Genomic DNA, 20,775 nt, shown 5'->3' with positions numbered 1-20,775 from the left:
CCTCCCGCATTTGGGTTGTGTACATTTTCACAATAGAGGGCCCACAAACAACAAAACCGCCCGAAGGCGGTTTTGTTGGGTGGAGCACTTACTGGTCGGCCAGTTTGTGTTCCAGGTAGTGAATGTTCACACCACCTTCGCAGAAGCCTTCATCGCGGACCAGTTCCCGGTGCAGCGGAACGTTGGTCTTGATGCCGTCGACCACGATTTCGTCCAGAGCGTTGCGCATACGGGCCATGGCCTCGTCGCGGGTGGCGCCCCAGGTGATCAGCTTGCCGATCAGCGAGTCGTAGTTGGACGGAACCTTGTAGCCGCTGTACAGGTGCGAATCGACGCGAACGCCGTTGCCGCCCGGAGCATGGAAGTGCTTGACCAGGCCTGGGCTCGGCATAAAGGTTTTAGGGTCTTCGGCGTTGATTCGGCACTCTAGGGAGTGGCCATGAATCTTCACGTCAGCCTGGGTGAACGACAGCACGTTGCCGGCGGCGATGCTCAGCATCTCCTTGACGATGTCGATACCGGTGACCATCTCCGAAACCGGATGCTCCACCTGCACGCGAGTGTTCATCTCGATGAAGTAGAAACGACCGTTCTCGTAGAGGAACTCGAAGGTACCGGCGCCACGGTAGTTGATGTCGATGCACGCCTTGACGCAGCGCGCCAGAACTTCCTGGCGAGCGGTTTCGTCCAGGCCCGGAGCCGGCGCTTCTTCCAACACCTTCTGGTGACGGCGTTGCAGCGAGCAGTCACGGTCGCCGAGGTGGATGGCGTGGCCCTGGCCGTCGGACAGTACCTGCACTTCCACGTGACGTGGATTGGTCAGGTATTTCTCCAGATAGACCATCGGGTTGCCGAACCAGGCGCCGGCTTCCGCACGGGTCTGCTTGGCCGCTTCGATCAGGTCTTCTTCCTTGTGCACCACGCGCATGCCGCGACCACCACCGCCACCGGCGGCCTTGATGATCACCGGGTAACCGACTTCGCGACCAATGCGCAGGGCGGTTTCCTCGTCTTCAGGCAGTGGGCCGTCGGAACCTGGAACGGTTGGCACACCGGCCGCAATCATGGCGTCCTTGGCCGACACCTTGTCGCCCATCAGGCGAATGGTCTCGGCTTTCGGGCCGATGAAGGCGAACCCGGATTTTTCCACTTGCTCGGCGAAATCGGCGTTTTCCGCTAGGAAGCCGTAGCCTGGGTGGATGCCATCAGCGCCGGTCACTTCTGCCGCGGCGATGATGTTCGGGATATTCAGGTAGGAGTTCGAGGCCAGTGGCGGGCCGATGCAGATGCTCTCGTCCGCTAGCTTAACGTGCATCAATTCGGTGTCGGCCGTCGAGTAAACAGCGACGGTCTTGATGCCCTCTTCCTTACAGGCGCGCAGGATACGCAGCGCGATCTCGCCGCGGTTGGCGATCAGGACTTTTTGCAGTTTCTTCGCAGGTTTCAACATCGAAGGTGCTCCGCGGTTCAAACGATGGTGAACAGCGGCTGGTCGTACTCAACCGGCTGACCGTTTTCTACCAGGATGGACTCGATCACGCCGGCTTTTTCAGCGGTGATGTGGTTCATCATTTTCATCGCTTCGACGATGCAAATGGTGTCGCCCACTTTCACGGTCTTGCCCACTTCAACGAAGGCTGGCGAGGTCGGTGCCGGGGTGCGGTAGAAAGTACCGACCATTGGCGACTTGACCACGAAACCGTTCAGCGCAGGAGCTGCCGGTGAAGCAGGAGCAGCCGGGGCAGCCGGTGCAGCGGCTGGTGCAGCAGCAGCCGGAGCCGGTGCTTGCATCTGCGGGGCATAGAATTGTTGAGCCGGGGTCTTGCTGTGGCGGCTGATCCGTACGGACTCTTCGCCTTCCTTGATTTCCAGCTCGTCGATACCGGATTCTTCCAGCAGTTCGATCAACTTCTTAACTTTACGGATATCCATGAATCATCAACTCCCAAGGGTCGGTCAGGGGCGCTTGGCCGGTTGTTCAAGCTGTTCCAGGGCGGCCTCCAGGGCCAGTCGGTAACCGCTGGCGCCAAGGCCGCAGATCACTCCTACCGCTACGTCGGAGAAGTAGGAGTGATGGCGGAAAGGTTCGCGTTTGTGCACGTTCGACAAATGCACTTCGATGAATGGGATGCTCACCGCCAGCAGCGCGTCACGTAATGCAACACTTGTATGCGTAAAAGCGGCGGGATTGATCAGGATAAAGTCCACACCTTCGCCGCGCGCGGCATGGATGCGATCAATCAACTCGTACTCGGCATTGCTTTGCAGGTATTGCAGATGGTGGCCGGCATCACGGGCCCTCTGTTCCAGATCGAGGTTGATCTGATCGAGGGTCACTGCCCCGTAGACGCCCGGTTCACGGGTGCCAAGCAGGTTCAGGTTGGGTCCGTGAAGAACCAGTAAGGTCGCCATCGGCTGTTCCTTGTTATAGAGGTGGGTACGTCAGAACCCGGCGACTATGCCGCAAAGCCTTTGTGACTGTCCAGTTCTATGCAGTAGGCAGCACGATTAGCGAGGATTGCGCAAAATTTATGACTGTGGGCCGGTATCCGGTCATAGGCGACACGTCCTTGAACCCTATGGAGATCAAGTGTGGGAGGGGGCTTGCCCCCGATTGCAGTGTGACAGTCTCAGTATCTCTAACTGATCCACCGCTATCGGGGGCAAGCCCCCCTCCCACATTAGTTGTTCATATGACGCTGGGTCCGGTTAGACGCGGAATGCCTGTACGGCGGTATTGAGCTGCCCACCCAGCACCAGCAAATGCTCACCCTGGCTGCGACCTTGGCCAATACGCAGCAAATTATCTTCGCCCAGTTGATGAATTCGCTCGCTGTTATCGCGAATCTCACTTACCGCGCCACTCTGCTGCGCGGTGACATCGGCGATGCGCACAGCGGTGTCGGAAATGGTCTGGATCGCGCCGACGATTTCGTCCAGCGCACCATCGGCCGCCTGGGCTTGCTGGGCGGTGGCTTCGGCGTGTTCCACCTGGGCGCGCATGCCTTCCACCGATTGGCGGGCGGCGCTTTGCAGGCCGGCGATCAACTCTTGGATTTCGGCGGTGGCGCCGGCGGTGCGCTGGGCCAGGGAGCGGACTTCGTCGGCGACCACCGCAAAACCGCGGCCGGCCTCCCCGGCGCGGGCGGCTTCGATGGCGGCGTTGAGTGCGAGCAGGTTGGTCTGGTCGGCGATGGAGCGGATTACCGTCAGCACGCCGCCGATGGTGGCGGATTCTTCGGCGAGCTTTTCGATCATCTGCGCGTTTTGCTGTACTTCGCCCACCAGGGCATGCAGGCCGGTCAGGCTCAGGCCGATCACCCGCTGGCCCTGTTCTACCGCCTGGCCTGCGCTGCGGCTGGCGCCGGCGGCCTGGCTGGCGTCGCCGGCCACTTGCTGAATGGTCGCTTCCAGCTCACCCAGGGAGTCGCGGATCTGCGCGGTATCGCCGGCCTGGCGTTCGGCGCCGTCGTGCAGGCCGCTGCTCAACTCGGCCAGCGCGCGGCTGCTGCCGGCAACTTCTTCGGCATTGCCACGAATGGTGCCTACCAAGTCCACCAGATAGGCACGCAAGCGGTTCAGGGAGGCTTCGATGTCGTGCAGTTCGCGGTTGGTCTTGCCCAGGGCAATCGGTTGGCTGAAGTCGCCCTCGGCCCAGGTCGATAAGGCCGGCGCCAGGCTGGTCAGCACTCGGGCCAGGCGGCGTTGCAGGGTGTCGATCAGCAGTGCTATCAGCAGGATCAGGCCAATCATCACGCCTTGCATCAGGCGCACTTCGCCCTGGATTTTGCCATGCTGCGCGCGCACCGCCGGTTCCAGCCCGGCGATGGCCTGTTGCACCGCGTTGATCTTCAGATGCGTGGCGGCGGCCAGATCGGCGCGCTGCTGGATCTGCGCGCGGGTGCGTTTGAGTTCGGCGGGGTAACGGGTCAGCAGGCTGTTGAGTTCGCGCTTGAGGTCGACGCCGCTGTCCTGGGCTTCGGCTTTTTCAGTGTTTTCCAGGCCCATCAACGCGGAGAAGTCATCGGTATTGGATTCGGCGCTCGCTTTCACACCCAGTAATGGCAACTGTTCCAGCAGGTCGGCCTGGCCACGGATCTGGCCCAGTTCGCGCTCCACGTCATCGGCCAGCTCGGCGCGCCCGCTGCTGACCAGTTTGTCGCGGGCCAGTGAGAGTTTGCCCAAGTGCTGGGACGCGGCCAGCAGCGCTGGTAGGTAGCGTGCAGCTTCCGGGGAGTTGACCCCCGTGGCGTACTGGCTCAGCTGTTCCAGGTTCGCGCCCAGCTCGCGCTCGGCCTGCACCAACAAGGCTTGCGGGTCGCCGGCCAACTTGCCGGCGGCGAGCAGGTCGGTCTTGCTGAAGGTGTCCAGCTCCACCAGGCTGGGGCGCAGGCTCTGCGTCAGCTCGGCGGGCAGTTCATCCAGATGTTGCAGCAGGCTTTCCAGGCTTTGGCTGGCGCCGCTCAAACGCAGCGCATCGCCACTGGCCAGATAGTCCTCGATATTGCGTGCCGCCTGGTTCTGAAAGGTCTGCGACAGGCTCAGGTAGCGTTCCATCAGCAGATAAGGGCGCTCCAAGGCGCGTTGCGACCACCATAAGGTCGCCCCCAGCGCCAGGCACACGGCCACTAACAGGAGGGTGTTGAGATTGGTCAGCAGCTTCAGGCGCATGCGTGGTTTCAGCCGGCAGCAAAAGATAAGTGCCTGAAGTTATTGCGTTTCTATTACAGCGTTATGACGGAGTCAGTGGATTCCGGTGAAAAGATGGCACTTTGCTTTGACGTGCGCGCCGCCTGTACGCGGTTGCGTCCTCCACCTTTGGCGCGGTACAGCGCCTCGTCGGCCTGGGCCGCCATCATCAGGCTGTCGGAACCGTCGCACAACTCCACCAGGCCGGCGCTGAAGGTGCACCACAGATCATGGGGCTGGGCGGGGTAGTGGATTTCGGCGAAGCGTTCGCGAATTTCATCCAGCACCTTGCAGGCCGATTCCAGGTCGGTGTCGGGCATGACGATGGCGAACTCCTCACCGCCGTAGCGCCCGATAAAGTCGGTCTTGCGCAACCGCTGCTTGAGAAACAGCGCCAGGCTCTTGATCACGCGGTCGCCCATCGGGTGGCCGTGGCTGTCATTGACGCGCTTGAAGTGGTCGATATCGAGCATGGCAAAGCTCAGCGGCTTGTTTTCACGGCGCGCGCGGAAGCTGCAGTCTTCGAGCAGTTGCAGGATATGGGTGTGGTTGTACAGACCGGTCAGGCTGTCGCGCACCATCCGCGCCTTGAGGTTACGGGCGCGGGCCGCGCGGTTGCGCACGGTGGTGATCAGGTGGCGCGGCTTGATCGGCTTGGTGAGGAAGTCGTCGCCGCCCTCGCTCATGGCATCCAGTTGCTTGTCCAGATCGTCCTCGGCCGACAGGTAGATGATCGGCACGCTCACATAACGGTCATTGTGGCGGATCACCTTGGCCAGCTCGGTGCCGGTGCAGGCGGGCATGTACATGTCGAGGATGATCAGGTCGGGCTGGAAATCCGCCAATTCGGCCATGGCCTGGATCGGCTCGATCAAGGTGCGGGTGACGATGCCGGCGCTGTTGAGCAGGCGCTCGGTGTGCAGGGCCTGGGCCCGCGAGTCATCGATGATCAGTACTTTATAAGGTTCGTACTGGGCGACGCAGGTCAGCACTTCGATCTTTTCCAGCAGGCTGGAGGCTTCCAGCGTGCCGGTGAGGAATTCCTGGCCCCCGGCGCGTACGGCGGCCAGGCGTGTGGGGGTGTCGGTTTCGTGCAGGCTGAAAAACAGCAGCGGCAGTTTTTGCTCCAGGCCCTCTTGGGCTTCGGCGGCGAGCTTGAGGCCCAGCCCGGTGCCGCAGAAATCCACGTCCATCACGATGGCGGATGGCAGACGCTCGGCCATGGACGAGCGAAACGCCGCTACGCTGTCCAAGGATTGGGCGCTCATCCCAAAGAACTCCAACTGCTTGGCCAGTCGCTCGGCGCGGTCGTGGTCGGCCAGCATCACGTAGATCGGCTTGCGCATCGGCGGCAGAACGGTTTGTTCCAGTTGGTCGCCCTGACGCAGGCCGGTGCGGGACAGGCGCTGCATCAAGCGGTTGAGTTCAGTGATCAAATGGCTGCTCAGGCGGCCGCGGTTCTCGTCCACCGCTTTAAGGGATTCGCCGATATGGTGAGCCAGTTGACCGTGCTCTGGCTGCTCAAAGCGCTCGGCAAAACGCAGCAAGCGCAAATTGGCCTCGCTGAGTTCGGAGAGGTCGGCGCTCGACCATTCGCTGCGTTGCAGGCGCTGCCAGATCTCAAGAATTTGACGTGCCTGATGAATTACCCGCTGGGCAAAATGCTGCTTGAGACGCTCACGGCTGGGGTCTTCTGGCTCGGTCATATCCTGACTACTTGGTGAAGGGGCATGCTGAAGTCGACTGATGGCTCTATGCTAGCACCTCTTTTCATGCCAATGAGTGTCATACGTCAATTAACTGTGCGTCTTCGGCATTCAGTTACTGACTCGATGGTCGCGCGGCAAAAAAAACGTGCATCCTTATATAGTTGAATGTGCCGGTTGCGCCAGTTTGGATAAAAGCCCCGCACCGGCGGGCACGATGGGGTAGGGTTGTGGTCGGAGTGTTTTGAACGCACGCCCTCAATTCAAGTGCATGAACTCAAGTGATTGAAAGGATATCGCCATGCTGGACTGGAAAAACCGTGCAGGCAGTGCCACCGGCCCCGCGCCTGAACCCAAATCGACTAACCGCGGCTATTTTCGTACGCTGCTGATGAGTCGGGCCGTACTCAGCGTACTCGGCCTGTATCTGTTGGTCACCGGCGCTCTGGGCTGGTACTGGAGCGAAGAGCCGGCGCTGTTTCCGGTCCAGCAAAACGCGCAGATCGCTGCCGAAAAAGACGGCAAGCAGATGGTCGTGGGCTTCACCACCGTTGAAACCCTCAAGACTGTGGTCGGCACGCTGTTGAACAAGCCCGGTGGCTACATTTCCAACGACCGCTTCCCGCCGGGCCTGTGGATGGACAACATGCCCAGCTGGGAATACGGCGTGCTGGTGCAAGTGCGCGACCTGACTCGCGCCCTGCGTAAAGACTTCGCCCGCTCCCAATCCCAATCGGCTGAAGACGCTGACTTGGCCAAGGCTGAGCCACGCTTCAACTTCGACAACAAGAGCTGGGTGCTGCCGTCCAGTGAGTCTGAGTACCAGGAAGGCATCAACTCCCTGAGCCGCTACGAAGCGCGCCTCTCCGATCCCAACCAGAAAGGCGCGCTGTTCTACGCCCGCGCCGACAACCTGAACAATTGGCTGGGCGATGTCGCCACGCGCCTGGGCTCGTTGTCCCAGCGCCTGTCGGCCAGTGTCGGTCGGGTAAAACTCAATACCGCGTTGAAAACCGAGGCGCTCGCCCCGGGTGAGGTGCCGCAGGTCGACGAAGAAGTGGTGGAAACCCCATGGATGCAGATCGACAACGTGTTCTACGAAGCCCGTGGCCAGGCCTGGGCACTGTCTCACCTGCTGCGTGCGATCGAAGTCGACTTTGCCGATGTGCTGGCCAAGAAGAACGCCACCGTCAGCGTGCGCCAGATCATTCGTGAACTGGAAGCCTCGCAAGAGCCGGTGTGGAGCCCGATGATCCTCAATGGCAGCGGTTTTGGCGTGCTGGCCAACCACTCGCTGGTCATGGCCAATTACATTTCCCGAGCCAACGCTGCGGTGATCGACCTGCGTCAACTGCTCAACCAGGGTTGATGATGGATGCCAGTCAACGGGAGGAGGCCCATCGCGCGGCCTCCGATGCCGAACTGATCTGTTGGGTCGACGAGCAGGACAACCTGCTCGGCCACCTCGTCAGGTCCGATCTGCGCGCGCGTGGCTTGATCGGCCGCTGCACGTTTATCTTCCTCTTCAACTCCAAGGGTGAGCTGTGCGTGCATCGGCGCACCCTGAGCAAAGCCCTGTACCCAGGGTTCTGGGACACGGCGGCGGGTGGAATGGTCGCGGCGGGTGAGTCTTACGCGGTCTCGGCGGCCCGTGAGCTGGAAGAGGAGTTGGGCGTGGGCGGGGTGGATCTGGTAGAACATGACCATTTCTATTTCGAGGATGGTGACAGTCGGCTCTGGTGTAAATCCTATTCAGCCGTGTGGGATGGCCCTCTGCGGTTACAGCCAGAAGAGGTGATGGAGGCGCGCTTTTTACCCATCAGCAAAGTCTTGCAGGACGCCAAGAAAAAACCTTACTGCCCTGACGCCCAAGAGGGCTTGCGTCGCTATCTGGCCTTGCGTCGCTAAAGTTGCATGAATTGGCGCCATTTGGCTCTTAGCAAGCGTGCTTTTTGCCGTTACACTGCGCGACTTTTCACCCGCGTCGCTTTGGCGATGCGGTAGCGCTGCCCCTGCCTGAGTGGGGCTTCGCGGTCGGCTGACCCTTTTGGGGGCCGATCAGTCTTCATCCTCCCAAGAGGATTGCCGGTGGCCAAAAAAGCCGCATCCTTCGCCGCCCTTGGTGGCCTGGTATTTTCCACCGACGCAGGTCGACACTGCCCGGACTGTCGTCAGCCCGTGGACGCCTGCATCTGCAAACAGACCCTGATTCCCGAAGGCGACGGTATTGCCCGCGTGCGACGCGAGAGCAAGGGCCGTGGCGGCAAGACGGTGACCACCATCACCGGCGTGCCCCTGGCCGCGGAGCCCCTCAAGGAACTGGCCACCACGCTGAAAAAGCGCTGTGGCACCGGTGGTGCGTTGAAAGACGGCGTCATCGAGATCCAGGGCGACCACGTCGAGCTGTTATTGGCCGAGCTGATCAAGCTGGGATACAAGGCCAAAAAGTCCGGCGGCTGAGCCTCTTACCGGCCAGTGTCTAAACTCTGTCCTGCGAGTGGGGTCTACCTCTCTTACAGGCAAATCGTCATTTTCATTCTTTAGACTGCGCCGGCCTCGAACCCGAGGCGGTGCCTTCGACTTCATTTATAGGGGACTTCGATGTCCGTACGACGCACACGCAAAGACGATGGCAGCCAATGGACCGTTGCGGACAGCCGCAGTGTTTATGGGATCCGCCATTGGGGGGCCGGGTATTTCGCGATCAATGACGCCGGTCGCGTTGAAGTTCGTCCGAACGGCCCGAACAGCACGCCCGTCGACCTTTACGAGCAAGTCGACGAACTGCGCAAAAGCGGTCTTTCGCTGCCGCTGCTGGTGCGCTTCCCCGACATCCTGCAAGACCGTGTGCGCCAACTGACCGGTGCTTTCGATTCGAACATCGAACGCCTGGAGTACCAGAGCAAGTACACCGCGCTGTACCCGATCAAGGTGAACCAGCAGGAAGCGGTGATCGAGAACATCATCGCCACCCAGAACGTTTCCATTGGCCTCGAAGCCGGCTCCAAGCCCGAGCTGCTGGCCGTGCTGGCGTTGGCGCCGAAGGGCGGCACTATCGTTTGCAACGGTTACAAGGACCGTGAGTTCATCCGTCTGGCGCTGATGGGCCAGAAGCTGGGCCACAACGTGTTTATCGTGATCGAAAAAGAATCCGAAGTCGGCCTGGTGATCGAAGAGGCCGCGAGCCTCAAGGTCAAGCCTCAGGTGGGCTTGCGCGTGCGCTTGTCGTCCTTGGCGTCGAGCAAGTGGGCGGACACCGGTGGCGAGAAATCCAAGTTCGGTTTGTCGGCCGCGCAGTTGCTGTCGGTGGTCGAGCGCTTCCGCGCCGCAGGCCTGGATCAGGGCATTCGTCTGCTGCACTTCCATATGGGCTCGCAGATCGCCAACCTGGCGGACTACCAGCACGGCTTCAAAGAGGCCATTCGTTATTACGGCGAACTGCGTAACCTCGGCCTGCCGGTGGATCACATCGATGTCGGCGGTGGCCTGGGCGTGGACTACGACGGTACCCACTCGCGCAATGCCAGCTCCATCAACTACGACATGGACGACTACGCCGGCGTGGTGGTGGGCATGCTCAAGGAGTTCTGCGACGCGCAGAGCCTGCCGCATCCGCATATCTTCTCAGAAAGCGGCCGTTCGCTGACTGCCCACCACGCCATGCTGGTGGTGCAGGTGACCGACGTCGAGAAACACAACGACGAAATTCCGCTGATCGAAAACAAGGAAAGCCTGCCGGAAACCGTGCAATGGCTGGTGGACCTGCTGGGCCCGACCGACATCGAGATGGTCACCGAAACCTACTGGCGCGCCACCCACTACATGAGTGATGTGGCCACCCAGTACGCCGACGGCAAACTGACCCTGGCGGAAAAGGCCCTGGCCGAGCAGTGCTACTTCGCCGTGTGCCGTCGCCTGCATAACTCGCTGAAAGCCCGCCAGCGCTCGCACCGCCAAGTGCTGGACGAACTCAACGACAAACTGGCCGACAAGTACATCTGCAACTTCTCGGTCTTCCAGAGCCTGCCCGACACCTGGGCCATCGGCCAAGTGCTGCCGATCCTGCCGCTGCACCGTCTCGACGAAGAGCCGCTGCGCCGTGCGGTGCTGCAGGACCTGACCTGCGACTCCGACGGCAAGATCAAGCAATACGTCGACGAGCAGAGCATCGAAACCAGCCTGCCGGTACACGCCCTGAAGGAAGGCGAGGACTACCTGCTGGGTATCTTCCTGGTCGGCGCCTACCAGGAAATTCTCGGCGACATGCACAACCTGTTCGGCGACACCGACTCGGTGAACATCTACCAGCGTGAAGACGGCTCGGTGTACAGCGCCGGGATCGAAACCCACGACACCATCGAAGACATGCTGCGCTACGTGCACTTGTCGCCGGAGGAGTTGATGACGCACTACCGTGACAAGTGCGCCAGCGCGAAGATCAGCGCGTCGGAGCGCACCCAGTTCCTGGACGCGTTGCGTCTGGGGCTGACGCGTTCGTCCTACTTGTCTTCCTGATACCGTCTTGAGCGACGCACGGTGTTTTCCGTGCGTCGTATCGGCGGGCGCTTCAGTGCACTTTCAGGCACACACTGTGCCCGCATTGAGCGGTGTTGAACTCAAGGCTAAGTCGGTCAATTCTGTCAACGTTACCGTTTCTACGGTGCACCATGACGACTCGGTCATCAATGGGCAGCTCAACTCGACCTTTTGGCGCAAGTTGGTGAACATCGGCTTCTTGGGTGACTATCAGATTGAACTGGGTGCTGTTTTCCACCTCCAGCATGCCCTGAACATTGGCCGGCCCTTGCCCATTAGTGCAGCCAGCAGTGGTTGCGAGTGTGCAAGCGGCGGCCATCCACAGTGCTTTCGTGATGTTCATATCCGACTCTCCTTGAATGTATGGGATGGGGATTACCCATGGCCATTCAACGCCCGGCGGGTCGGTTTGTAACCTGTGAAAACTAACAGGTCGGATCGCCAAACCATTGGTTCTTTTTGCTCAAGCGCCACGCGATAACCCACAACGTGAAACTGCGCAGCGCCATAAACAGCAGGAAGCTGATCCACAACCCGTGATTGCCCAACCCCTGCAAGACCCACGCGAACGGCAGCACGATCAATACCGTCAACAACATCCCATCGCGCATTTCCCGCGCCCGCGTAGCACCGATAAACAGCCCATCCAGCAGATAACTCCACACCGCAATCAAGGGCAGTACCGCTAGGTAAGGCAGGTAGATGTCCGCGGTTTCGCGCACGCTGGGGATATCAGTCTGCATGGCGATAAACAGATGGCCGGCGACGGTGAACAACAATGCAAATCCAAGGCTGGCGATCAGTGACCAACCACCGGCCACTACCAGCGAACGCCGCAGGGTTTGCCGGTCCCGCGCGCCGATGGCGTGACCGCACAGTGCCTCCACCGCGTGGGCCAGGCCGTCCAGGGCGTGGGCGGTCAGCAGTAGGCCGTTGAGCAGCAGCGCATTGGCCGCCACGGTGGCGTCGCCCAGGCGCGCGCCTTGCACCGTGATCATGAAAAACACCGACTGCAACGCCAGGCTGCGGATAAAAATGTCGCGGTTGACCGCCAGCAACGGGCGCCAGCTCTGCCAGCGCTTTAGGGCCGCCCAGGCGATATGCCCGGGGTAGGCGCGTAGGGCTTTTTGCGTGAGGGCCAGGCCAAGCAAGGCACCGGTCCACTCGGCGATGACCGAGGCGCGTGCCGACCCCGCCACGCCCCACTCCAGGCCAAGCACGAACCAAAGGTTCAGGGCGATATTGACCAGGTTGGTGGTCAGCAGAATCGCCAGCGGCGCGCGGGCGTTCTGCGTGCCGAGGAACCAGCCAACCAGCGCATAGCTGGCCAGTGCAGCGGGCAGGCCGAACAGGCGGGTGTGGAAAAAATCCCGGGTCAGTTGATTCAGTTGCGCGGACGGCTGCATCCATTCCAGTGCCATATGGCTCAGGGGGATGCCCACCGTGCCCAGCAATATGGCCAGCCCAAGCGCCAGCAGCAAGCCTTGCAGCAGGATCTGTCGCAGCGCCGCGCCATCCTTGCGCCCGGCGGCCTGAGCGGCGAAACCGGTTGAGCCCATACGCAGAAAACCCATGGCCCAGGCCAGAAAGGTGTACAGGCTGGCACCCACGGCCACCGCGCCCAATTGGTGGGCATGCGGCAAATGGCCGATCACCATGCTGTCGACCAGGGCAACCAACGGCACCGAGATATTCGACAGAATCATCGGCGCAGCCAGGGCCCATACGCGGCGGTGGGTGGGGCGGTCGCGCCAGTCGGTCAGTAAGGTGGACATGCAGGCTCCTTGGGGGAACGACATTGTAACCATCCATTAGCCATGCAGCAGAGCCAATGTGGGAGGTGGCTGTGGGATTTGGCTGGGGGGTTCAAACGGCTGCGAACCAACCCACCCTCCGTCGGTCAATGTGACCAGCACCACATCGGCCCCGCTCGGGCTGATATATAGTTCACACCCCCGGTTCCCTCTGACAACGAGTGCCCCATGCTTAACAAAGGATTGTTCCTCGCCTGCGCCCTGGCCCTGCTGAGCGCCTGCGATTCTTCCGATAAACCCACTGCGCCCACCGCACCCGTGGCGACCACCAGCACCGCCCCCAAGCCGATCAAAGCGGCGGTGGATGTGGCGGCGCTGAAGCAGCGCTATGCCGGGCGTGAATTAAGCGTGGTAGACGTGTCCGAGGTGCAGTTGGACGGTGCCAGCACGCTATCGGTGAGCTTCTCCATTCCCCTGGACCCGGAGCAGAAGTTTGCCGACAAGCTGCACCTGGTCGACAGTAAGTCCGGCAAGGTCGACGGCGCCTGGGAACTCTCCGATAACCTGATGGAATTGCGCCTGCGTCACCTCGAACCGCAGCGCAAACTGGTGCTCACCGTCGACGCCGGGCTCAAGGCCGTCAACGATAATAAACTCGCCGCCGAGCACATCGCCCGCCTGGAAACCCGCGACCTGCAAGCCACCGTCGGCTTCGCCAGTCGCGGCACCCTGCTGCCGACGCGCCTGGCCGAGGGCCTGCCGGTGATCGCGCTGAACGTCGACAAAATCGACGTCGAATTCTTCCGCATCAAGCCCGAGTCCCTGCCGTCGTTCCTGGCGCAGTGGGGGCGCAATACCAGCCTGCAAAGTTACGAATCCCGCGAGTTGCTGCCCATGGCCGATCTGGTCTACGGCGGGCGTTTCGATTTGAACCCTGCGCGCAATACCCGCGAAACCCTGCTGCTGCCGATCGCTGGCCTCAAGCAATTGCAGCAGCCTGGCGTATACCTGGCGGTGATGCGTGCGTCGGGCACGTATAACTATTCCCAACCGGCCACGCTGTTCACCCTGAGCGACATTGGCCTGTCGGTGCACCGCTACAGCAATCGCCTCGACGTCTTTACCCAGGCCCTGGAAGGCGGCAAAGCCCTGGATGACGTGGACCTGGAAGTGCTGGACGGCGATGGCCGCGTGCTGGCCGAGGGCAAGACCGAAAAGGGCGGCCACGCGCAGTTGCCGCTGCCGAAAAAAGCCCAGGTGTTGCTGGCCAAGCAGGGTGAGCAGACCAGCCTGTTGCGCCTGGATAGCGCCGCGTTGGACCTGGCCGAATTCGACATCGGCGGCCAGCCGTCCCACCCCTTGCAGTTCTTTGTGTTCGGCCCGCGCGACCTGTATCGCCCAGGCGAAACCGTGCTGCTCAACGCCTTGCTGCGAGACAAGGACGGCAACACGGTCAAGCCGCAGCCGGTGAGCGTCGAAGTGCGTCGTCCGGATGAACAGGTCAGCCGCAAATTCGTGTGGGATGCCGACGCGTCCGGCCTCTATCAATACGCCCTGCAATTGGCCGGCGAGGCGCCGACCGGGCGCTGGCAGCTGGTGTTCGACCTGGGCGACGGCAAGCCGCAGTTGTACGAATTCCTCGTTGAAGACTTCCTGCCCGAACGCTTGGCCCTGGAACTCAAGGGCAGCGACACGCCGTTGAGCCCGGCGGACAGCCCGCAAATCCAGCTCACGGGGCGCTACCTCTACGGCGCGCCTGCCTCGGGTAACCGGGTGAGCGGCCAGGTTTATGTGCGGCCGTTGCGCGAGGCGGTCAAGTTGCTGCCGGGCTACGAGTTCGGTTCCGTCACCGAGGAGGACCTGAGCCAGGATTTCGAGATCGACGAGAACGTGCTCGACGCCAAGGGCCAGGAGGTCCTGAGCCTGGAGAGCAAGTGGGCCGAGGCCAAGTCGCCGCTGCAACTGATCGTGCAGGCCAGCCTGCATGAGTCGGGCGGGCGGCCGATCACACGGCGCCTGGTGCAGCCGATCTGGCCGGCCAAGCAACTGCCGGGCCTGCGCGGGCTGTTTGACGGCAAGGAAACCAATGGCGACGGCCCGGCGGAGTTCGAAGTGTTGCTGGCCAACCAGGACGGCCAGAAGCTTGCCGCGCCCAACCTCAAAGTGCGCCTGGTGCGCGAGCGCCGTGACTACTACTGGAACTACTCCGACAACGACGGCTGGAGCTACCACTACAACGAAAAATTCCTCAACCTCGACGAGCAGACCCTCAACATCAAGGCCGGTGATACCGCCAAGGTCAGCTTCCAGGTGGAGTGGGGGCCGTATCGCGTGGAGGTCGAAGACCCGCAGACCGGCCTAGTCAGCAGCCTGCGTTTCTGGGCCGGTTATCAGGCCCAGGACAACACCGAAGGCGGCGCCGTGCGCCCCGATCAGGTCAAGCTGGCGCTGGATAAGCCAGCCTATGGCGATGGCGATACCGCTAACATCACGGTCACGCCGCCGGCCGCCGGTAAGGGCTACTTGCTGGTGGAATCCGCCGAAGGGCCGCTGTGGTGGCAGGAAATCGACGTGCCGGCCGAAGGCAAGAGTTTTGCCGTGAAGCTTGACCCGAAATGGTCGCGCCATGACCTGTATGTCAGCGCCCTGGTGATTCGTCCCGGCGAGCGCAAAGCCAATATCACCCCGAAACGCGCGGTGGGCCTGCTGCACTTGCCCCTGGATCGCACCCAGCGCAAGCTCGGCGTGACCCTCAGCGCTCCGGAAAAAATGCGTCCCAAGCAACCGCTCACGGTGAAGGTCGCCGCCCGGAATGCCGATGGCAGCGTGCCTAAACAAGTACATGTGCTGGTGGCAGCGGTGGACGTGGGCATCCTCAATATCACCGAATATCCGACGCCCGACCCGTACGCCAGCCTGTTCGGCCGTAAGGCTTATGGCGTGGATCAGTTCGACATCTACGGCCAGTTGATCGAAGCCGGCCAGGGCCGTCTGGCCAGCCTGGCGTTCGGCGGTGACGCGGCGTTGGCCAAAGGTGGCAAACGCCCTGACACCAGCCTGACCATCGTGGCGCTGCAAAGCGCGCCGGTGACGTTGAATGACAAGGGCGAGGGTGAAGTCAGCGTCAATATTCCTGATTTCAACGGCGAGTTGCGCCTGATGGCCCAGGCTTGGAGCGATGACCGCTACGGCATGGCCGAAGCCAAGACCGTAGTCGCCGCGCCGCTGGTGGCCGAACTGTCGGCGCCGCGCTTCCTGGCCGGCGGCGACCAGACGAGCCTGGCGTTGGACCTGTCCAACCTGTCGGGCAAGGCGCAGAAGCTCGATGTGCAACTGAGTGCCGAAGGCCAGTTGGAACTGGTCGATGCCGGCGCGCAATCGGTCGAACTCAAGCAAGGCCAGCGCACCACGCTGCGCATCCCGGTGAAAGCCTGGGGCGGGCTGGGGCAGGGTAAGCTCAAAGTGACCGTCAATGGCCTGGACCTGCCGGGCGAACAGCTGCCGCCGTTCAGCCGCGAATGGACGTTGGGCGTGCGCCCAGCCTACCCGGCGCTGCTCAAGCATTATCGCGCGGTGCTCAAAAGCGAACCGTGGAACTTGCCCGTTGGCACGCTGGATCAATTCGATGCCTCGGGGCGTGAAGCCTTGCTGAGCCTGTCGAGCCGGCCGCCGTTGAACCTGGGCGCGCAGATCAGTGCGCTCAAGGCCTATCCCTATGGTTGCCTGGAGCAGACCGCCAGCGGCCTATATCCCTCGCTGTATGCCGATGACGCGTTGCTCAAGCGCCTGGGTATCAAGGGTGAGTCGGACGCCGAGCGCAAGCGCAAGATCGAGCTGGGCATCGAACGCCTGCTGGGCATGCAGCGCTACAACGGCAGCTTTGGCCTGTGGGGTGCCGATGGCGAAGAGGAATATTGGCTGACCGCATACGTCACCGATTTCCTGCTGCGCGCCCGTGACCAGGGTTTTGCCGTACCGGCCGAGGCCCTGAAAAAAGCCAGCGAGCGCCTGCTGCGTTATGTGCAGGAGCGCAACCTGATCGACGTCGACTACAGCGACAACGCCGACCACACCCGCTTCGCCGTGCAGGCTTATGCCGGCATGGTCCTGGCGCGCAGCCAGCAGGCGCCGTTGGGGGCGTTGCGCAGTCTGTTCGAGCGGCGCAGCGATGCGCGCTCGGGGTTGCCGTTGGTGCAGTTGGCGATTGCCCTGCAGAAAATGGGCGACCAACCGCGTGCCGATCAAGCCTTGCTCGCCGGCCTTGCCGCACAGCGCAGTAACAAGGATTGGCTGGCCGATTACGGCAGCCCATTGCGCGATCAGGCGATGATCCTGGCGCTGCTTGAAGAAAACGACCTAGCCAAGGGCAAGCGCGAGGAGCGGCTGTTTACCTTGTCGGATCAATTGGCGGCCAGCCCGTATCTGTCGACCCAGGAGCGCAATTCGCTGTTCCTCGCCGGGCGTCTGGGGTTCGCGCAACCGGAGGCCAACTGGCAAGTGTCGCTTACCGGCAGCGGCGGGGTGCATGAGTTGAATAATCAGCAGTCGACACTGGCATTGGACGGCAAGCTGCTGTCCGCCGACCTGGCCCTGAGCAATCAGGGGGAGACGCCGGTGTACCAGCAACTGACGATCTCCGGTTACCCACAAGTCCCACCGGCACCGGGGGGCGACAACCTGAGCATCCGCCGCGAGTACCTTGGCATGAACGGTCAGCCGTTGAACCTGCGCAACCTCAACAGCGGCGACCTGGTGCTGGTGCATGTGGCAGTTAAAGCCAAGCAACGGGTGCCGGACGCTCTGGTGGTGGATTTGCTCCCCGCAGGCCTGGAGCTGGAAAACCAGAACCTGGCACAAAGCGCCGCCAGCCTGGAAAACGCCAGCAGCCAAGTGAAGGAGTGGCGTGAGTCGATGCAGAACGCATCGCTCAAGCACCAGGAGTTCCGCGATGACCGCTACGTGGCGGCCTTGAATCTGGACAGCGATGTCACCACGCACCTGCTGTACCTGGCGCGTGCCGTAACGCCGGGCACCTATCGCGTGCCGCCGCCGCAGGTGGAGTCGATGTATCGGCCGAACTGGCAGGCGGTGGGTGAGACCCCGGCGGATCTGGTGATCAAGGGGCGCTGATTTCTCAACTCGGAATCGGCGCTAATGTGAGAGGGAGCTTGCTCCCGATGGCGGTGGGTCAGTTGCCAGGTGCGTTGACTGGAACGCTGCTATCGGGGCAAGCCCCCTCCCACAGGGGGCTGTGGCGTGCTTAACGTTAATGCACGACCCAACTGAGCAGCCACAGGCCGAGCATCAGCCAGATGATGCCCATGATGATCGACGCCCGCATAAAGGCGCGTACGGCCGAGTAGAGCAGCATCAGGCCGATGATCAGGGTGATGATGCTGATGATCGAAGTGTCCATGCCCAAGGTGCGGGACAGGCCTTCGACGAAGTTGCTGCCGGCGTGGGTCAGGGCGCCGAACAGTCCGCTGAGGCCGTCGACGATAAAGCGGATGACGGAACCGAGCGCCTGGCCCAGCCATTCGAAGAAGCTTTCTACCTGCATATATGTGTCCTGATCAGAAGGTGGGCGGATGTGTGCCTTTGGTTGTTATTGCAGCGGGCTAGTTCCCCACAAGCATAGAGGTTTGCCGGTTTGAGGTTTCGTTTATTCATGGCTGGATTCACTCGGCTCCCACGGTTGCTGCGCTGGTTTTTGGGTGCTGTGCTGTCAGTGGTTGCGCTGCTGTGGCTGGCTGACCGCATCTGGCCCTTGCCGCTGCCTCAGGATGATTTGGCGCGGGTGGTGCTGGCCGAGGATGGCACGCCGTTATGGCGGTTTGCCGATGCCGACGGCGTGTGGCGCTATCCGGTGCAGACCAGTGAGGTGTCGCCGTATTACCTCGATGCGCTGCTCACCTATGAAGACCGCTGGTTTTATCAGCATCCGGGGGTGAACCCGCTGGCGTTGGTGCGGGCGACCTGGCAGAACCTGGCCGGGGAACGGGTGGTGTCGGGTGGCAGCACCCTGTCGATGCAGGTGGCGCGCCTGCTGGACCCGCACTCGCGCACCTTGCACGGCAAGTTGCGTCAGTTGTGGCGCACAGCCCAGTTGGAGTGGCACCTGTCCAAGGCCGAGATCCTCAACCTGTACCTCAACCGCGCGCCCTTCGGTGGCACCTTGCAGGGCGTGGCGGCGGCCAGTTGGGCGTACCTGGGCAAATCCCCGGCGCAGTTGACCCACGCCGAGGCCGCGTTGCTGGCGGTATTACCACAGGCGCCCAGCCGCCTGCGCCCGGACCGCCATCCGCAACGTGCGCAGCAGGCCCGCGATAAGGTGCTGCGGCGCCTCGCCGAATTCCAGGTATGGCCGCAAACGGCGGTCGATGAAGCCCTGGAAGAACCGCTGCTGCTCGCTCCACGCCAGGAGCCCAGCCTGGCGCCGTTGCTTGCGCGACGCCTGAACCGTCCCGACAGCCCGCCGTTGATCCGCACCACCCTGGACGCCTCCTTGCAGCGCCGTCTGGAAGACCTGCTGCTGGGTTGGCGCGCGCGTCTGCCGGAGCACACCTCGGCTGCGATCCTGGTGGTAGAAGAAGAAACCATGGCGGTGCGCGCCTACTTGGGTTCGGTGGACATCAACGATGCCAGGCGCTTCGGGCATGTGGACATGGTCAGCGCCTTGCGCTCGCCAGGCTCTACCTTGAAACCCTTCCTGTACGGCATGGCGCTGGACGACGGCTTGATTCATTCCGAGTCGCTGCTGCAGGACGTGCCTCGGCGCTACGGCGATTACCGCCCGGGCAACTTTTCCATGGGCTTTACCGGTGCGGTGCCGGCGAGCACGGCGCTGTCCAGTTCCCTCAACCTGCCGGCGGTGCAGTTGCTGGAAGCCTACGGGCCCAAGCGTTTTGCCGCGCAGATGCGCATCGGTGGCGTGCCCCTGGCGCTGCCGGCGCTGGCCGAGCCGAATCTGGCGCTGATCCTGGGCGGCGCCGGCAGCCGCCTGGAGGATCTGGTGAGCGGCTACAGCGCTTTCGCCCGCGACGGCAAGAGCGCCACTTTGCGCTTTCAACCGGACGATACGCTCAGAGAACGGCCGTTACTGTCGCCAGGCGCCGCCTGGATTGTGCGGCGCATCCTCAGCGGCCAGGCCCGGCCGGACCGCGACCCGCGCGCCGAGTTGGTCCAGCGCCCGGTGCTGGCCTGGAAAACCGGCACCAGCTACGGCTTTCGCGATGCCTGGGCGATTGGTGTGGGGCCGCGCTACTTGATCGGCATCTGGATCGGCCGCCCGGACGGCACGCCCGTGCCCGGTCAGTTCGGTCTGGCGTCGGCGGCGCCATTGATGCTGCAAGTGCACGATGTGCTGACCAACCGCGACAGCCAGCGCGGTATCAGCGCGCCGGTCAAAGCGGTGCCGGCCAATGTCGGCGTGGCGGCGATCTGTTGGCCACTGGGCCAGCCCATGAGCCGCACCGACCCCAATTGCCGACGCCAGCGCTTTGCTTGGACTCTGGACAACACCACGCCGCCGACCTTACAGGCATTGGATCAACCGCTCAGCGTAGGGCTGATGGAAAACGTGTGGGTCAACACCAAAGGCTTGCGAGTGGATGCCCACTGCCCCGGCGCGCAGGCCAGGAATATCGCCCTATGGCCCGCACCTCTGGAGCCCTGGTTGCCCAGGGCCGAACGCCGTGAAGCGCGCATTCCTGCGGCCGACCCGGACTGCCCGCCACCGGCCTTGGCGGCCTCTTCACCGCTGTCGATTGTCGGCGTGCGCGAAGGCGACCAACTGCGCCTGCCGGCCGGCAGCCAGCAGGCTTTGCAGCTGAAGCTATCCGCCCTGGGCGGCAGCGGCCGGCGCTGGTGGTTCCTCAACGGCGCGCCACTGGGCGACAGTGCCAACCAGGACAGCATCAATGCCAGTTTCGAGCGCTTGGGCCGCTATCAGCTCAGTGTGCTGGATGAAGCCGGTCAAACCGCCCGGCTTGAATTCAGCGTGGTGGATTAGTACCTCATCGGGGGCAAGCCCCCTCCCACTTTTTAATATGTGAATGCATTCAAATGTGGGAGGGAGCTTGCCCCCGATG

General features: G+C 62.3%; 14 protein-coding genes. 6 read left to right on the top strand and 8 right to left on the bottom strand.

All coding sequences use genetic code 11. The annotated features are described in order from the left end of the window. Positions 1 to 88: 88 nt before the first annotated feature. From accC to ACFZPT_RS09600, 5 genes are all read right to left on the bottom strand, one after another. The gene (gene accC / locus ACFZPT_RS09620; protein ID WP_034095683.1) at positions 89 to 1,450 is read right to left on the bottom strand and encodes an acetyl-CoA carboxylase biotin carboxylase subunit; all 1,362 of its coding nucleotides are present in this window, start codon (positions 1,448 to 1,450) and stop codon (positions 89 to 91) included. 17 nt (positions 1,451 to 1,467) lie between these two features. Further along, on the bottom strand, positions 1,468 to 1,932 hold the full coding sequence (gene accB / locus ACFZPT_RS09615; RefSeq protein WP_034095684.1) for an acetyl-CoA carboxylase biotin carboxyl carrier protein: 465 nt from the start codon (positions 1,930 to 1,932) through the stop codon (positions 1,468 to 1,470). 24 nt (positions 1,933 to 1,956) lie between these two features. Next, a complete protein-coding gene (gene aroQ, locus ACFZPT_RS09610; RefSeq protein ID WP_034095685.1) occupies positions 1,957 to 2,412 on the bottom strand; it encodes a type II 3-dehydroquinate dehydratase in 456 nt (151 codons plus the stop codon). Between the two features lie 297 nt (positions 2,413 to 2,709). Continuing rightward, positions 2,710 to 3,753 (bottom strand): methyl-accepting chemotaxis protein, encoded by a 1,044-nt coding sequence (locus ACFZPT_RS09605; protein ID WP_371263974.1) that lies wholly within the window; start codon positions 3,751 to 3,753, stop codon positions 2,710 to 2,712. 971 nt (positions 3,754 to 4,724) lie between these two features. Further along, the gene (locus ACFZPT_RS09600) at positions 4,725 to 6,395 is read right to left on the bottom strand and encodes a PleD family two-component system response regulator (RefSeq protein ID WP_034095687.1); all 1,671 of its coding nucleotides are present in this window, start codon (positions 6,393 to 6,395) and stop codon (positions 4,725 to 4,727) included. A gap of 301 nt (positions 6,396 to 6,696) precedes the next feature. On the opposite strand from ACFZPT_RS09600, the gene ACFZPT_RS09595 reads away from it, so the two are divergent. From ACFZPT_RS09595 to speA, 4 genes are all read left to right on the top strand, one after another. Further along, positions 6,697 to 7,764 (top strand): DUF2333 family protein, encoded by a 1,068-nt coding sequence (locus ACFZPT_RS09595; protein ID WP_034095688.1) that lies wholly within the window; start codon positions 6,697 to 6,699, stop codon positions 7,762 to 7,764. A gap of 2 nt (positions 7,765 to 7,766) precedes the next feature. Beyond that, positions 7,767 to 8,303 (top strand): NUDIX hydrolase, encoded by a 537-nt coding sequence (locus ACFZPT_RS09590; RefSeq protein WP_047881384.1) that lies wholly within the window; start codon positions 7,767 to 7,769, stop codon positions 8,301 to 8,303. A gap of 180 nt (positions 8,304 to 8,483) precedes the next feature. After that, on the top strand, positions 8,484 to 8,855 hold the full coding sequence (locus tag ACFZPT_RS09585) for a translation initiation factor Sui1 (protein ID WP_034095690.1): 372 nt from the start codon (positions 8,484 to 8,486) through the stop codon (positions 8,853 to 8,855). Positions 8,856 to 8,996: 141 nt separating this feature from the next. Continuing rightward, positions 8,997 to 10,910, top strand: coding sequence for an arginine decarboxylase (speA, locus tag ACFZPT_RS09580; RefSeq protein WP_034095691.1), 1,914 nt, complete (start codon positions 8,997 to 8,999; stop codon positions 10,908 to 10,910). 52 nt (positions 10,911 to 10,962) lie between these two features. On the opposite strand, the gene ACFZPT_RS09575 is transcribed toward speA, so the two are convergent. After that, a complete protein-coding gene (locus ACFZPT_RS09575) occupies positions 10,963 to 11,274 on the bottom strand; it encodes a hypothetical protein (RefSeq protein ID WP_034111594.1) in 312 nt (103 codons plus the stop codon). Positions 11,275 to 11,356: 82 nt separating this feature from the next. Next, the gene (locus ACFZPT_RS09570; RefSeq protein ID WP_099313083.1) at positions 11,357 to 12,706 is read right to left on the bottom strand and encodes an MATE family efflux transporter; all 1,350 of its coding nucleotides are present in this window, start codon (positions 12,704 to 12,706) and stop codon (positions 11,357 to 11,359) included. 207 nt (positions 12,707 to 12,913) lie between these two features. Here ACFZPT_RS09570 and ACFZPT_RS09565 point away from each other — a divergent pair, with 207 nt between their 5' ends. Further along, a complete protein-coding gene (locus ACFZPT_RS09565) occupies positions 12,914 to 17,815 on the top strand; it encodes an alpha-2-macroglobulin (protein ID WP_099313084.1) in 4,902 nt (1,633 codons plus the stop codon). Between the two features lie 136 nt (positions 17,816 to 17,951). On the opposite strand, the gene ACFZPT_RS09560 is transcribed toward ACFZPT_RS09565, so the two are convergent. Further along, positions 17,952 to 18,245 (bottom strand): hypothetical protein, encoded by a 294-nt coding sequence (locus tag ACFZPT_RS09560; RefSeq protein ID WP_034095695.1) that lies wholly within the window; start codon positions 18,243 to 18,245, stop codon positions 17,952 to 17,954. Between the two features lie 108 nt (positions 18,246 to 18,353). On the opposite strand from ACFZPT_RS09560, the gene pbpC reads away from it, so the two are divergent. Continuing rightward, positions 18,354 to 20,696: a peptidoglycan glycosyltransferase PbpC gene (gene pbpC, locus ACFZPT_RS09555; protein ID WP_099313085.1), complete on the top strand. Its 2,343-nt coding sequence runs from the start codon at positions 18,354 to 18,356 to the stop codon at positions 20,694 to 20,696. Positions 20,697 to 20,775 lie beyond the last annotated feature (79 nt).

It is taken from the genome of Pseudomonas sp. MD330_10 (genome assembly GCF_042610415.1).
Lineage (GTDB): Bacteria > Pseudomonadota > Gammaproteobacteria > Pseudomonadales > Pseudomonadaceae > Aquipseudomonas > Aquipseudomonas rhodesiae.
Note: the sequence above shows the minus strand (reverse complement) of the source record. Positions and strands in the feature narration are given on the sequence as shown.